Origin of the sequence: Algibacter sp., assembly GCF_049667265.1 — a bacterium.
In the GTDB taxonomy this organism is placed as follows: Bacteria; Bacteroidota; Bacteroidia; order Flavobacteriales; family Flavobacteriaceae; genus Algibacter_B.
This window is the reverse complement of the sequence record NZ_JBATHX010000278.1, coordinates 1-14,629: the sequence shown is the minus strand read 5'-3', so window position 1 is coordinate 14,629 and position 14,629 is coordinate 1. Positions and strand designations below refer to the sequence as shown.

Below are 14,629 nucleotides of genomic sequence, written 5' to 3'. Positions count from 1 at the left end.
TCCTATAAATTAGGATTATTGAAATTATTATTGTTATTATTTCTCATAGTTTGTTTACTGTGTTCAAATATATGTAGAATATATATAGTAGACACTATTTTTTCGGATATCCTATTGGGTATTATGAAATTATTAAAAAAGGTAAAGTTAATTTGTAGGTTCTTTAGCCTATCTAATGTAATTGTTGATTTATGATTATTCCTTAGTAGATTAAAACATCATTTTAACTCAAAAAACGCACTTTTTATGAGTAAAATACTTTAAAAAAGAACTTGAAATATGGATTCTAAGCCATTCTATGTATTTGTTGATTTCAAAGGCTTACTAAAAAAATCAAAATCAATTTTAAGATCATTTTTAGACGATTTAAGACGTTTTTAAGTAATTAACAAATGTTGATAATTATCTAAATGGCTCGATAAAATGCTTTCTAAAAGGCTTAAAATTTCGTATATTTGTTTGTATTCAGAAGGATGCTATTGGGCGTCTTTTTTTTATGCTGAGTTTTAACGTGATGAGTTGATGGTTCTTGCTTTTGTAAATAGAAAAAGTCACATGAATTACGGTTTGAATTTGGCGGATAGATGCGTTAGGGATTGAACGGTATGTTTGAGCTCCCCGACGATAGGAGGGAGCGAGTAGAGAAAACGCGACCCTTGTGGTAACGCCCAAAAAATTTGTGGTGTTTTTGAACAATAAATAATTAGAAATAAATAATATGAGCGAACCTAAAGAAGAATTTAATAAGCATAATTATTCGGCTGATAGTATTCAGGCCTTAGAGGGTATGGAGCACGTGCGTATGCGTCCTTCGATGTATATTGGAGATGTTGGAACACGTGGTTTGCACCATTTGGTGTACGAGGTTGTAGATAACTCGATTGATGAGGCATTAGCGGGACATTGTAATAATATTACCGTAATTATTAACGAGGATAACTCGATTACTACCGAGGATGATGGACGTGGTATTCCGGTAGATTTACACAAGAAAGAAGGAGTTTCTGCACTTGAGGTTGTAATGACTAAAATTGGAGCAGGCGGTAAGTTTGATAAAGATTCTTATAAGGTTTCTGGTGGATTGCACGGTGTTGGTGTGAGTTGTGTGAATGCTTTATCTGAACATTTACGTGCAACGGTTTATAGAGACGGTAAAGTTTATGAGCAAGAATACGAGCGTGGTAAAGCTATGTATCCTGTAAAACAGATTGGGGAAACTGATAAAAGAGGAACCACCGTTACGTTTAGACCAGATACAACCATATTTACTCAAACGGTAGAATATAACTATGATACTTTAGCAAGTCGTTTACGTGAATTATCGTATTTAAATAAAGGTATTACCATTCATTTAGTTGATAAAAGACACAAAAAGGACGATGGTGAATTTGAAGGTGAAACATTTCATTCTGAAGAAGGGTTAAAAGAATTTATCAAATATTTAGATGCTACTCGTGAGCCTTTAATGAAAGATGTGATTGCGTTTGAAGGTGAAAAAAATGGCGTGCCAGTTGAGGTGGCTATGGTATATAATACATCTTATGCTGAAAATTTACATTCTTATGTAAATAACATCAATACCCATGAGGGAGGTACGCATTTATCTGGTTTTAGACGTGGTTTAACCATGACTTTAAAGAAATATGCAGATGAATCTGGGTTACTTAAAAATTTAAAATTTGATATTGCTGGTGATGATTTCCGTGAGGGGTTAACGGCTATTATATCAGTAAAAGTGCAAGAACCACAATTTGAAGGGCAGACTAAAACCAAATTAGGGAATAGAGAGGTTTCTGCAGCAGTAAGTCAATCTGTTTCAGAAATGTTAACCGATTATTTAGAAGAGCACCCAGATGATGCTAAAATCATAGTTCAGAAAGTAATATTAGCAGCTCAAGCGCGTCATGCAGCTCAAAAGGCACGTGAAATGGTGCAACGTAAAACGGTTATGAGCATTGGTGGATTGCCAGGAAAACTGTCTGATTGTTCAGAGCAAGATCCTACAAAATGTGAAGTTTTTCTTGTTGAGGGAGATTCGGCAGGTGGAACTGCAAAACAAGGACGTGATAGAGAGTTTCAAGCTATTTTGCCATTGCGTGGAAAAATATTGAATGTTGAAAAAGCCATGGTTCATAAGGTTTTTGAAAACGAAGAGATTAAAAACATTTTTACAGCTTTAGGGGTTACCATAGGAACCGAAGAAGATAGTAAAGCTTTAAACCTTTCAAAATTACGTTATCATAAAGTAGTTATTATGTGTGATGCCGATATTGATGGTAGTCATATTGAAACATTAATTTTAACGTTCTTCTTTAGATTTATGAAGGAGTTAATTGAAAATGGCCATATTTATATTGCGACACCTCCGTTATTTTTGGTTAAAAAGGGCGCAAAAAAACAATATGCATGGAGTGATGCAGAGCGTGTAAAAATTATGGAAGAGTTTGGAGATGGATCTAAAATACAACGTTATAAAGGTCTTGGAGAAATGAACGCATCGCAACTTTGGGATACTACCATGAATCCAGATTTTAGAACGCTACGTCAGGTTCAAATTGATAATGGTACAGAAGCCGATAGAATTTTCTCTATGTTAATGGGTGATGAAGTACCACCTCGTAGAGAATTTATAGAAAAGAACGCCATTTACGCAAATATTGATGCGTAGGTAAATTTTATTTTATAATTAAAAATGCCGCTTTTAAGCGGCATTTTTTTGGTTATAGATTTGGGGCAAAATCAAACTAATTTATTATAATCTTAAACCTACACCAACACTTGGAGAACTTACTCTAACACCTGTACTAATTGTAGCTCTGTTTCTTGGGTACCTATCATAGTAATAACCATCGTACCTGTAATAATAAAAAGAGGCATGGTTGTAATAATGGTGTCCGTGATGGCAATGAGAATCGCAATGCTCGTAATGTTCTGCGTATGCATCTCTTTTTCCATTCATATAGGCACGGTGCGCTTTTCTGTCATTTCTTTTTAAATTTTTTTCATAGTCTTTTTGTGCTTCCCAAAAAGCTTCTTCTTCGGCTTCATTTTCAGCTTTGAATTGTTGCTCGAATTTAGCATCTTCTGCAGCACGCTTTTCGTAATATGATTTTCTGTCAATAGCTTTATTGTCTTCAGAATCTGTGTCTTGTGCGTATAAAGCAGATGAAAGACATACGATTATAATGAATATTGATGTTTTAAATAATTTCATGACTATAATATTTTAAGATTATTAATAAGCGTTTTAACGCCCTACATAAATAAGACACCTTTAACGTTTTTTACCCTACTAAAAATTTGGTTTTTATTGATTTTATTTAAAAATAAAACAAAAAAAAAGCTAGTTTAAATTCATAAACTAACTTTTATAAGCATAGTAATTAGGTGTTTAAAAATCAAACCCTAAGGAAAATTGCCAAACTCTATTCTGTGGATTTCCTTCGTCATAAACACCTCCTAAACCAAGATGGTACCTTACGCCAAGACTAACTCCTGTTTCGGTTTTAAAACCGCCACCAAAGTTTATACCCCAATCAAAATTATTAGGTTCGAACTCTTGCGAAGTGTCAAATAAACCAAAGCTACTGTCAAATTCTTCTTTATGAGAAATGGCATAACCAACTTGTGGTCCGGCTTCTATATAAAAGCTTTTGGAAGGATATATTTTTAGTAACAACGGCAAATTGATATAATCTAATTTTTGGGCAAATGTTCCGCCATTGTCTTCTAGCTCGTAGCCTTGTTGTGAGTATAAAAACTCAATTTGTAATGCCACAGCTTCGTTTAAAAACGATTCACCATAAAAACCAGCATGAAAGCTGTGTCGTTGTCCCGTTTCAGTTTCACCATCAAAACTTACAGCTGCTAAGTTGTAACCTAGTTTTATGCCGGTGTTAGAAGTTTGTTTTTCTTGTGCATTCATAAAAAAAGTGGCGCACAGTATTATAACTAAAGTTAAATAATTAGTTTTCATTATATTATAATTTAAGTTTGAAGTAAGTTTTTTATTTTCCGCCGTTGGCTTGTAAATCGGCAATACATTGCGCATCTAGTTGAGGTGCAGAGCTCATGTTTGTTAAATTAGTAATTCCAGCCCCAGTTTCGGCAGACCAATACATTAGGCAACTTTCAACATTGCAATGTTTTGGGTGTTCATCATCTTCATGTTCACTTTGTAAAGGCGAGCCTAAATTTGTAAGACCAAGTATGTGTCCAAATTCATGAGTAATAACGGTAGTTTCTAACAAGTCTCTATCTGGTTCAAAAGGACTATTACTTAAACCTTGAATGGTTTCTTCGTAAATTACAAAAGAGGTGTTCCAATAAGCTGTTCCTAGTACGACGCCAGAATTAGAATCCTTATCTGATTTTCCATCAATAAATAAGGCCCAAACGGCAATTTTATTATCTGTGTTATAAAGTTCTCGTTGTTCTCTTTCAATTTCGGCTATGGCTTCAATCGTGTAAGTGTCTTTTCCTGGAGAGGGTATTGCTCGTTTTTCAACGGTTATACCATTAGGTTTAAATGTTCTATTACTTAAAAATGAAACAAAATTATTAATAGTAGCTTGAGTAGGTTCAAAACCATCAACGTAAACCAATTCAATAACCATACTTTTAAAGCTATTGTCTGATAATAAATCGTTGGCAGAACTTCCTGTTGTTTGTCTGTTTAGATTTTTATCAATATTGATAGTTTGATCTTCATCAGTTGTGTTAGTTTCATCTTTTGAACATCCAAAAAGGATTGTTAAAATTAAGCTTGCTATTAAAACTCTATATTTCATTTTTCTATTTTTTTATTTTTAAAAACAGCTACCCTTTGGGCGCGGGTAGCTGTTTTACCATAACATACGTAACAAATACTTATCTAGTTTTAGATTTTAGTTAATACTAGAGTTACTGCAGCATTTGTTGAGCTTTGTAGGCTAATTGTGTTTTCAGAATAACTTGTTACTTCCCAAGTATTATTTAATAATTGAAAGGTTGCATTTCCAGAAAAAGTTAAGGAAATGAATACTTCAAGTTCAGAGGCTATTTCATAAGTACCTTCTACATCTTCAATTGTTGTATTTACTGTGTTTTCAGCAGTAATTGTTAAATCGTTTGCAAAATCCATAGTATAATCAGCATAATCATTAGCTGTATTTATACCTGCAGTAATAAAAGATTCTACTTTAAACTTACTTTCCACTAAAATTGCTTCTAACTCATCGGCATTTTCTTCAGCTTCTACCATAGTTTCGTCTGTGCCTAGGCATTCAGTAATTCTAGATTGTAAATCCATATCGCTAGAAATTTCAACAACAGCATCGTTGTTTAAAGTAGCAGTAATAGGATAGCTTACTGAAAATAAAGCATTGTCATCAAAGTTATTCATGTATGCATATAATTCTTGCTCAGATTCAATAATTGCACTTCCCGTTTGCTGAACGTTTAAATCGAAAGTTAAAATTGTGATCGGGAAATCGATATTTAAACAATTAATTGCGTTTTTAGCCTCATTCTCTGCGGTTTCACATGCATCGATAAGGGCATCATACTCTGTTTGATTTGTTATCTCAACTTCAGTATAATTACTAAGTTTAACTGATAAAGGGAATTGAAACTCAATACTGTCATCATCATTAATAAATTCTCCAAGAATATTTAACACTAATTCATATTGAGATTCACTAACTATTGTGATTTCAGTATTGTTGATAGTTGCAGTAACAGGTAATAAAATAGATGAACATGAAACGCCATCTAAAAAATCATCAAAACTACCATCGTACATCGATGAGCGTTCTAAATTGTTTGCTGTTGGAGAAGTTGCACTATTTGTGTTTTCTCTATTTCCATTTTCGCTATCAATTTCATCTTGACAAGATGTAAATGATAAGACTGATACTAAAAAGATTGCTGTTAGAAATTTGAAATTTTTCATGATTTTAATTTTTTGGGTTGTTATAATTTTATTTTTCAGAGCGACTTTTTTCGCTTTCTGTATTTAAGACAACTGAATTATAATTTACCCTACTCTAAATTAATATTTTTTAAATACTATTATAAATAGTAAAACAAGATTTGCAAAATAAGGAAACAGTTTTATAAAATTAAAAACAGCTGCCAATATTTTGGCAGCTGTTTTAACCTTAACATAAGAAACAAATGCAAACCTAATTATATTTGGGCTAAAATTAAAGTTACTGCTGCATTTGTAGAACTCTTTAATGAAATAGAGCTTTGAGAGGAACTGGTAACTTCCCATGAATTATTTAATAATTCGAAAGTTGCGTTACCAGAGAAGGTTAAGTTAATATATACTTCTGTTTGTGATGCTACTTTATAAGTTCCTTGTACGTTTTCAATAGTTGAATTAGCTGTATTTTGAGCAGTACATGTTAAATCGCCTGCAAAATTTATTGTATAATCAGCGTAATTATTAGCTTTTTCAACGCTCGCATCAACAAACGATTGCACTTTAAAAATACCATTTACTAAAATTGTTTCAATAGTTTCCGCATTTTCCTCAGCTTCTTCCATTTCATCTTCCGTAGCAATACATTCAGTAATTTTAGTTTGTAAGTCTAAATCGCTTGTTATACTAATTACGGTATCGCTATTCATATTAGCTGTAATTGGATAATTAACGGCAAAATATTCATCATTTCCAAAATCATTCATGTAAGTGTATAATTGCTCTTCAGATTCAATAACAACACTACCTGTTTGGTCAAAATTTAAACTATAAGTGAATATTGTTATAGGGAAATTGATGTCTAAGCAATTTATTGCAGTTTCAGCAGCGTTTTCAGCTTGATTACAAGCCATTACTAATGCATTATATTCAATTTGATTAGAAACCTGAATTTCAGTATAGTTACTTAATTTAACAGATAATGGAAAATGTAAAACAACTTCATCATCGTCGTTATTATATTCAGACAAAATGTCAATTACTGTTGTGTAATCAGATTCGCTAATAACATTAACGTCAGTTCCATTTACAGTTGCCGTAACAGGTAATAAGATAGATGAACATGATATGCCATCTAAAAAGTCATCAAAACTACCATTATGCATTGATGATCGCTCTAAGTTTTGGGCAGCTTGAGAGTTGGCTGCATTAGTTTTGTTGTTGTCTCCGTTTAATTTATCGTCCTCATCAGAACACGACGTAAATCCTACAAATGACATTAATAAGATTGCTGTAATAAATTTTAGATTTTTCATAATTTTAAGTTTTGGGTTTTTAAATTTTTATTATTTTTCGATTTCTATGAGTAAGACAATTCATTTTAAGTTTACCCTACGATTTTTTAAAGATTTTTTTTTAGCTTTAAATTAAGTTTCGTAATGCGCACTTTATTGTTTTACAACCTTTAGACAACTAAAAATAAATTTACCCTACTTTTGTAATGATTTTTTAATTTATATACCTACTGTAAAATGTCAAATAACGATTCTAAGCTTTGTGAAGAAACTTACTTTAATAGTTTTTACTTAGAGCATATACAGCACGCTAGTAATTTTGCTTACTATAAATGTGGTGATAAGGATAATGCTTTGGATCTGGTACAGGATGCATTTTCTAAAATCTGGGAAAATTGTTCAAAAATTGATTTCACAAAGGCAAAAACGTATTTGTTTACTACCGTTAATAATTTATTTTTAAATAAAATAAAACATAATAAGGTGGTTATGGAGTATGCAAAAGCAGCTCCTTATATTGATCAAACAAACGAGAGTCCAGAATATTTGTTAGAAGAAGAAGAGTTTAAAACAAAATTGCAAAACGTGATAGCCTTGTTGTCCGAGCCACAACGAGAAGTGTTTTTATTAAATAGAATTGATGGAAAAAAGTATAGAGAAATAGCCGAACTTTTAAGTATTTCTCAAAAAACAGTAGAAAAACGAATGTCGGGAGCTTTAAAAATATTTAGAACTCATATAGAAAATATTTAATTAAAGTAGGGTAAATTACAATACGGTTGTCTTAAGTATGTAAATCGTTAAGAAAATGAAAAAAGAAAACGACATATTAAAATGGTTTGATGGCGAAATTTCTACGGAAGAAATTAAAAAATCGCATCCTAACGAAGACTTTTCGGCTTTAGAAAAAGCGAGATTCTATACCAAGCAAATAGAGGTGCCACAAATAGATGCTGAAAAAGCATTGGCAGATTTTAAATCTAGACGATTAATTAAAAAAGAAGAGCCAAAGGTGATTCCTTTAAACTTTAAATCGTTTATGAAGGTTGCGGCGGTTTTAGTTGTATTATTAACATCGTCCTATTTTTTATTCTTAAATAATGCAGCATCATTTGAAACTCAAATAGCACAAACAGAAACATTTAATTTACCTGACGATTCTGAAGTTATTTTAAATGCTCAATCTAAATTGTCATTCAATAAAAAAGAATGGAAAGAAAATAGAAATCTAGAATTAGATGGAGAAGCCTTTTTTAAAGTAACTAAAGGAAGAAAATTTACTGTGAATACTGATGCTGGTTCAATACAGGTGTTAGGCACACAATTTAATGTAAAGGAACGCGATAATTATTTTGAAGTTAAGTGCTATGAAGGTGCTGTAAGTGTAACAAGTAATCAAGGAAAAGTAATTTTAACGCCTGGTAAAACCTTTAGGGTAGTTAATGGAGAAATTATAACTATTAAAGATTTTAATGCTAAAAATCCGTCGTGGTTGGCAAAGGAATCTAGTTTTGATAATGTACCGCTTTGGCAAGTTATTGATGAGTTAGAAGTTCAATACGATATCCTTATTAATGCGGAAAATGTTAATACATCAGAGTTGTTTTCAGGTAGTTTTACACATACAGATAAAAATATTTCCTTACAATCTGTCACTATTCCTTTAAAATTAAGCTATAAAATAAACGGTAAAAAAGTTGAGTTTTATAACTATGAATCTAAATAAATCTTTAGTTGTTTTATTTTTAATGGTCTTTATTTTTTCTTTTGCTGCACAGGCTCAAGAAAAAATAAAGCTAATAGATCTCATTCCAAATTTAGAAAATAAGTTTGATGTCAAATTTTCCTATTCGGAAAATGAAATAAGTACTGTTTCGGTTAAAAAACCTTTAGAAACCGATACGCTTGAAAGCATTATTGAAGATCTTAATAAAACAACAATCCTAAATTTTAAGTTTTTAACTGAGCGTTATATAACCATTTCAACCATTGAAAAAAGGGTATCGGTTTGTGGAATTTTAATTTCAGAAACTGATAATGAACCCCTTTTTGGTGCTTCTGTTTTAATTAGTAATTCTTCTAAAGGCGTTATAGCAAATGATGATGGCGCATTTCAACTTGACGATGTAGCAATTAATGAGCAAGTTGTTATATCCTTTTTAGGCTTTAAAACACAAGCGATAGATGTAAAAGAGTTACTGTTTTTAAATGGTGACTGCAAAACTATAGTCATGATTGAAAAGAGTGAAACTCTAAATCAAATTTTAATAAAAAAGTATTTAACCACAGGTTTACAGAAGTATATTGACGGAAGTACCGTTTTAAATACCAAAAAATTCGGAATACTTCCGGGGCTTACCGAACCAGATATTCTTCAATCTATACAAGCTTTGCCAGGTGTAGAAAGTGTCAATGAAAGTATTGCAAATATTAATGTACGCGGTGGTACAAACGACCAAAATTTAATGCTTTGGGATGGCATTAAAATGTATCATTCTGGGCATTTTTTCGGGCTTATTTCCGCTTATAACCCCTATTTAACAAATAAAGTTGTGGTTACTAAAAATGGAACATCTAGCGAGTTTAGTGATGGTGTTTCAAGCACAATAAACATGTCTACTAAGAACGCTATTGAAGAAAAATTTTCTGGTGGCTTTGGCGCAAATTTAATTCATGCAGATGCTTTTCTTGAAGTTCCAATTAGTAAAAAGTTAGCATTACATGTGTCTGGTAGACGATCATTTACAGATATAGTAAGCTCTCCAACCTATGATAATTATTTTGAACGTAGCTTTCAAGATAGCGAGCTTACCACTAATAGCGATAATATTAGTGAGAGTAATAGAAGCTCAGATTTTTTCTTTTATGATTATACCGCAAAAATACTTTTCGATTTAAATGAGAATCATAAATTCAGAGCAAATGTAATTGGCATATATAATAACTTAGATTATATAGAAAGTTTTACTAATAATGCAGATGAGTCAGAATCTAAAACCAGTAATTTAAAGCAAGAAAATTTAGGTTTTGGAGCAAGTTGGAACGGGAAGTGGAGTGCACGATTTTTAACAGATTTTACAGCTTTTTATTCGCAATATAATGTTGATGCTATTGATTATAGAATTGAAACCGATCAAAAATTAACCCAAGCTAACGAAGTTTTAGAAACAGGAATTAAGTTAAAAACTAATTTTAAAATAAATAATAATCTTAATGTATTAAGTGGATATCAATTTAGTGAAATAGGCATTTTAAATACCACCGAAGTTAGTGCGCCAGCCTATGATAAAACAAAAAAGGATGTATTGTTAAACCATGCGCTTTTTACCGAATTGGAATTTAATAAGAAAAATACATATTTAAGAGTAGGTGTTAGGGGTAATTATTTTCAAAAATTTAATAAGCTAGTTATTGAGCCTCGTTTGAATTTAAGACAAAAATTATCTAATGCTTTTGCATTGAAATTGCAAGGCGAATATAAAAATCAATCAGCAACTCAGATTATCGATTTTCAAGACGATTTTTTAGGCGTAGAAAACAGACGATGGATTTTAGCAAATGAACAATCTGTTCCCATTTCAGAAAGTAAGCAATTGTCTTTTGGTTTTGAATTCAATAAAAATAATTTAGTGTTTGACGTTGAAGGGTTTTATAAAATAGTTGATGGGATTACGGTTTCAAACCAAGGTTTTTACAATAATTTTCAATATTTAAACGCTACGGGAAGTTATAATGCCAAAGGTGTTGAGTTTCTTGTAAATAAAACAGCTAACAAATACAGTACTTGGTTGAGTTACACCTATAGTTTAAATGATTATGAGTTTAAAACCCTTACACCATCTATATTCCCTAACAATTTAGATATTAGGCATTCAGTTTCATTAGCTTTTAATTATGATATTTTTAAAAGTTTTAAAGCGTCGGTTGGTGGTATTTGGCGGTCTGGACGACCTTTTACAAAACCAATTGAAGGGAATGAGACAACCCAAAATGGCAACACCGTTTTTGTAAATTACGACGCGCCAAATAGTGAGAATTTAGACGACTTTATGCGTTTGGATGCTTCACTTAGTTATGCTTTAAATATCTCGAAAACAATAAAATCTTCCTTAAGAATAGGTGTTATTAATGTATTAAATAGAAAGAATACCATTAATACGTATTACGAAGTAGATCCAAACGATTCAAATTCTGCAATTAAAATTGAAAATAAATCGTTAGGATTAACGCCTAACATCAGTTTAAGATGTGATTTTTAATATTATTTCATCGTTTAAATGCATTTTAGTTCGATAAAACGTTATAATGTGTATTTTTTTTCCTATGTTTGTAAAACCAAATCAAAATAATAAATGAAAAAGTTAATCCTACTTATGTTACTAGCACTAGTAACAACCATTTCAAAAGCACAAAGTGATATTGATGCACTTTTAGCTGCTGGTGTGGAAGATTCAGAACGTTTTGCGAATGATTACTTAGCACCAGGAACCAATGGATTAATGCATAGTATGAATGCCAACTGGTTTAATACAGCTGATGCTAAGCCCTTAGGAGGTTTTGAAATTGCTTTAATAGTAAATGCTGCTTCGATAAAAGATGAGAGCAAAATGTTCGATTTAAAGGTTGCGGATTATAATAATATAACATTCCCTGATAGTTCGCCTTCAAAAATGGTAGCAACTGTTTTAGGTGAAAATGATCCAGCAATTTTTGTTGAGGTTGAATATGAAGATCCAATTTTTGGAAATCAAACACAAACTATAGAATTACCAACCGGTATTGGTGAAGGTACTGCTAACTTATTACCTACTGCATTTTTACAAGGCTCACTTGGTTTAAGTAGTGGAATAGAGGTGAAAGCGCGATTTGTACCTAAAGTAGAAACTGAAGACGTGTCTTTAAGTATGTATGGCGCAGGTTTACAAATTGAGTTTACTAAATGGTTACCTGCAGATAATGTATTACCTCTAGCGCTTTCAGGTTTAGTTGCCTATACGCATTTAGATGGTTCTTATGATTTAACAGAATCTTCGGGTATAGAGGGTGAAAATCAACGGATAGAAAACAACACCAACACATGGTTGTTTCAATTTATTGCATCAACGAAATGGCCAGTTATAAATTTTTATGGTGGTTTAGGCTATATTAAAGGAACTTCAGAATCTGATTTGTTAGGAACGTATAGAGTAACCAATGGCCCAATAACATCAGATCCTATTGTAGATCCATTTTCAATTTCAAGTGAAGTGGCCTCTACAAGAGGAACCATAGGAACAAAATTAAAGTTAGGTTTTTTCAGGCTTAACGCAGAATATCATTTATCAGAATTTGACGCCTTTTCAGTCGGTATTAATTTTGGATTTAGATAATCGAGTGATTTAAAAATATTAATAGTTTAGTTTTAGTTAGTTATATTTAGTTTTTGTTTAAAAGCATAGGATTTTGTCCTGTGCTTTTACTTTTACTGTGTTTTAATTCGTAATTTTGCTAGTGCAGGTTATTTGCGAAAATAATTGAGATTCATGACTAAAATCATATGAAATATTTGATTAAAAGATGAATTTTGCTCAGGAAATCAAAACAAATTAAACATTAATTAAATATAATATTATGAAAGTTACCGTAGTTGGAGCAGGAGCAGTAGGTGCAAGTTGCGCTGAATATATTGCAATCAAAAATTTTGCATCAGAAGTTGTATTGTTAGACATTAAAGAAGGTTATGCTGAAGGAAAAGCCATGGATTTAATGCAATGTGCATCATTAAATGGTTTTGATACTAAAATAACTGGAGTAACAAACGATTATAGCAAAACAGCAAATAGTGATATTTGTGTAATTACTTCTGGAATTCCTCGTAAACCAGGAATGACACGCGAAGAATTAATTGGTATTAACGCTGGAATTGTAAAAGCGGTATCAACTAGTTTACTTCAACATTCTCCAAATATGATTCTTATTGTTGTTAGTAACCCAATGGATACTATGACATATTTAGCACATAAAACTCTCGATATTCCAAAAAATAGAATTATTGGTATGGGTGGTGCTTTAGATTCTGCACGTTTTAAATACAGATTAGCTGAGGCTTTAGGAGCTCCTATTAGCGATGTTGATGGTATGGTAGTTGGTGGTCATAGTGATACTGGTATGGTGCCATTAACAAGTCAAGCTACTAGAAATAGTATTAAAGTTTCTGAGTTTTTAAGTGCAGATAGATTAGAGCAAGTTGCAGCTGATACTAAGGTTGGTGGAGCAACACTAACTAAATTATTAGGTACTTCTGCGTGGTATGCACCAGGAGCTGCAGTAAGTGGTTTAGTTCAAGCTATTGCTTGCGACCAAAAGAAAATGTTTCCATGTTCTACTTTCCTTGATGGTGAATATGGTTTAAATGATATCTGTATTGGAGTTCCTGTAATTTTAGGAAAAAACGGTATTGAAAAAATAGTGGATGTTCCTTTAAGTGCTGCTGAAAAAGCACACATGAAAGAAAGTGCAGAAGGCGTTAAAAAAACTAACGCATTATTAGATATTTAAATTCCCTTCTTTCCAATGGAGAGGAAATATATATTTAGAATAGAAAGACTGTCTTAATAGGCAGTCTTTTTTTTTATGATAATTCAATATGAAACCAGGTTTTGACTATAAGTGTTTATATGTTTAGAGTTTAGTATTTTTGATACTTGGAATTTAATTTACAATCATTTATTTTCTTTATATTTGGCGCATGATTGCAAGATGGTGCATTAGTGTATTAATTTTTAGCCTTACTATGTTTGGTGTTGTTTCGCAGCAGCAAATAGCGGTGGCTAATCAAGAAATTATATTACAGTTTCAAAATGCTGATTTAACTTCTCGCCAAACTGAAACAACGGTTGCCAATGTAAAACAGCAATTACAAGATTTAGGTGCTGAAAACATTAACGTACTTTCACTTGAAAACGGCAAATTAAAAATCACCTATTTTAGTGATGCGGATATTGTTAGTATTAAGGAAACACTTTCTGATGCAAACCACGTTGCGCTTCATTTAACTCCTTCTACTTCTCAAGAAAAAGATTCAAAAAACTATCCTTTTGAAGATTCAAACATCAGTTATAACCTTGATGTTTACGAAATACAAAACGGACACAATTCTGGATGGGGATTCGATGGGGCTATTAGTTTAGAAATTGAATCAAAAACCGATCGTTTTTTAGATCCAAATTATTTATCGGTTGGTAGTTTAGTTTATCAATACGAAGAAAATCAAATACAAGTTACTTATAAGATTCGTAGAGACGTTACAATTCAAATAAGTAATCCACTTCACATAATTCCCGAAGTTAGGGCAGGACCCATTTCCTAAAAGGAATAATAGCTTGGTTAAATAAAGTATATATGATGCTTTAAAAATACATAGCTATTTTAAAGGCCTAAAACATTCCGG

The 14,629-nt window shown here is 31.8% G+C and carries 12 protein-coding genes; 7 read left to right on the top strand and 5 right to left on the bottom strand.

From position 1 onward, the window contains the following. Positions 1–718 precede the first annotated feature (718 nt). The gene (gene gyrB, locus WBN21_RS10480; RefSeq protein ID WP_424200046.1) at positions 719–2,668 is read left to right on the top strand and encodes a DNA topoisomerase (ATP-hydrolyzing) subunit B; all 1,950 of its coding nucleotides are present in this window, start codon (positions 719–721) and stop codon (positions 2,666–2,668) included. 84 nt (positions 2,669–2,752) lie between these two features. Here gyrB and WBN21_RS10475 read toward each other — a convergent pair whose 3' ends face one another. From WBN21_RS10475 to WBN21_RS10455, 5 genes are all read right to left on the bottom strand, one after another. Continuing rightward, positions 2,753–3,214 carry a hypothetical protein gene (locus tag WBN21_RS10475; protein WP_424200044.1) on the bottom strand — a complete coding sequence of 154 codons (462 nt, stop codon included), beginning with the start codon at positions 3,212–3,214 and terminating at the stop codon, positions 2,753–2,755. Positions 3,215–3,391: 177 nt separating this feature from the next. Then, a complete protein-coding gene (locus tag WBN21_RS10470) occupies positions 3,392–3,976 on the bottom strand; it encodes a porin family protein (protein ID WP_424200042.1) in 585 nt (194 codons plus the stop codon). Between the two features lie 31 nt (positions 3,977–4,007). Beyond that, a complete protein-coding gene (locus tag WBN21_RS10465) occupies positions 4,008–4,790 on the bottom strand; it encodes a membrane metalloprotease (RefSeq protein ID WP_424200040.1) in 783 nt (260 codons plus the stop codon). An 89-nt stretch (positions 4,791–4,879) separates the two neighbouring features. Continuing rightward, positions 4,880–5,932 carry a hypothetical protein gene (locus tag WBN21_RS10460; RefSeq protein ID WP_424200038.1) on the bottom strand — a complete coding sequence of 351 codons (1,053 nt, stop codon included), beginning with the start codon at positions 5,930–5,932 and terminating at the stop codon, positions 4,880–4,882. Between the two features lie 236 nt (positions 5,933–6,168). Further along, a complete protein-coding gene (locus WBN21_RS10455) occupies positions 6,169–7,221 on the bottom strand; it encodes a hypothetical protein (RefSeq protein ID WP_424200036.1) in 1,053 nt (350 codons plus the stop codon). Positions 7,222–7,437: 216 nt separating this feature from the next. Here WBN21_RS10455 and WBN21_RS10450 point away from each other — a divergent pair, with 216 nt between their 5' ends. The 6 genes from WBN21_RS10450 to WBN21_RS10425 all read left to right on the top strand — a co-directional run bounded on the left by WBN21_RS10450 (position 7,438) and on the right by WBN21_RS10425 (position 14,548). Beyond that, the gene (locus WBN21_RS10450) at positions 7,438–7,953 is read left to right on the top strand and encodes an RNA polymerase sigma factor (RefSeq protein ID WP_424200034.1); all 516 of its coding nucleotides are present in this window, start codon (positions 7,438–7,440) and stop codon (positions 7,951–7,953) included. Between the two features lie 55 nt (positions 7,954–8,008). Further along, on the top strand, positions 8,009–8,926 hold the full coding sequence (locus tag WBN21_RS10445; protein WP_424200032.1) for a FecR family protein: 918 nt from the start codon (positions 8,009–8,011) through the stop codon (positions 8,924–8,926). Then, a complete protein-coding gene (locus WBN21_RS10440; RefSeq protein WP_424200030.1) occupies positions 8,913–11,459 on the top strand; it encodes a carboxypeptidase-like regulatory domain-containing protein in 2,547 nt (848 codons plus the stop codon). Before WBN21_RS10445 ends, WBN21_RS10440 begins: the two co-directional genes overlap by 14 nt. Before the next feature lie 93 nt (positions 11,460–11,552). Continuing rightward, positions 11,553–12,569 (top strand): DUF6588 family protein, encoded by a 1,017-nt coding sequence (locus WBN21_RS10435; RefSeq protein WP_424200028.1) that lies wholly within the window; start codon positions 11,553–11,555, stop codon positions 12,567–12,569. A gap of 241 nt (positions 12,570–12,810) precedes the next feature. Then, complete coding sequence (locus tag WBN21_RS10430) at positions 12,811–13,737, top strand: malate dehydrogenase (protein ID WP_424200026.1); 927 nt, start codon at positions 12,811–12,813, stop codon at positions 13,735–13,737. 235 nt (positions 13,738–13,972) lie between these two features. Then, entirely contained in the window at positions 13,973–14,548 is a 576-nt protein-coding gene (locus WBN21_RS10425) for a hypothetical protein (RefSeq protein WP_424200024.1), read from the top strand. Positions 14,549–14,629 lie beyond the last annotated feature (81 nt).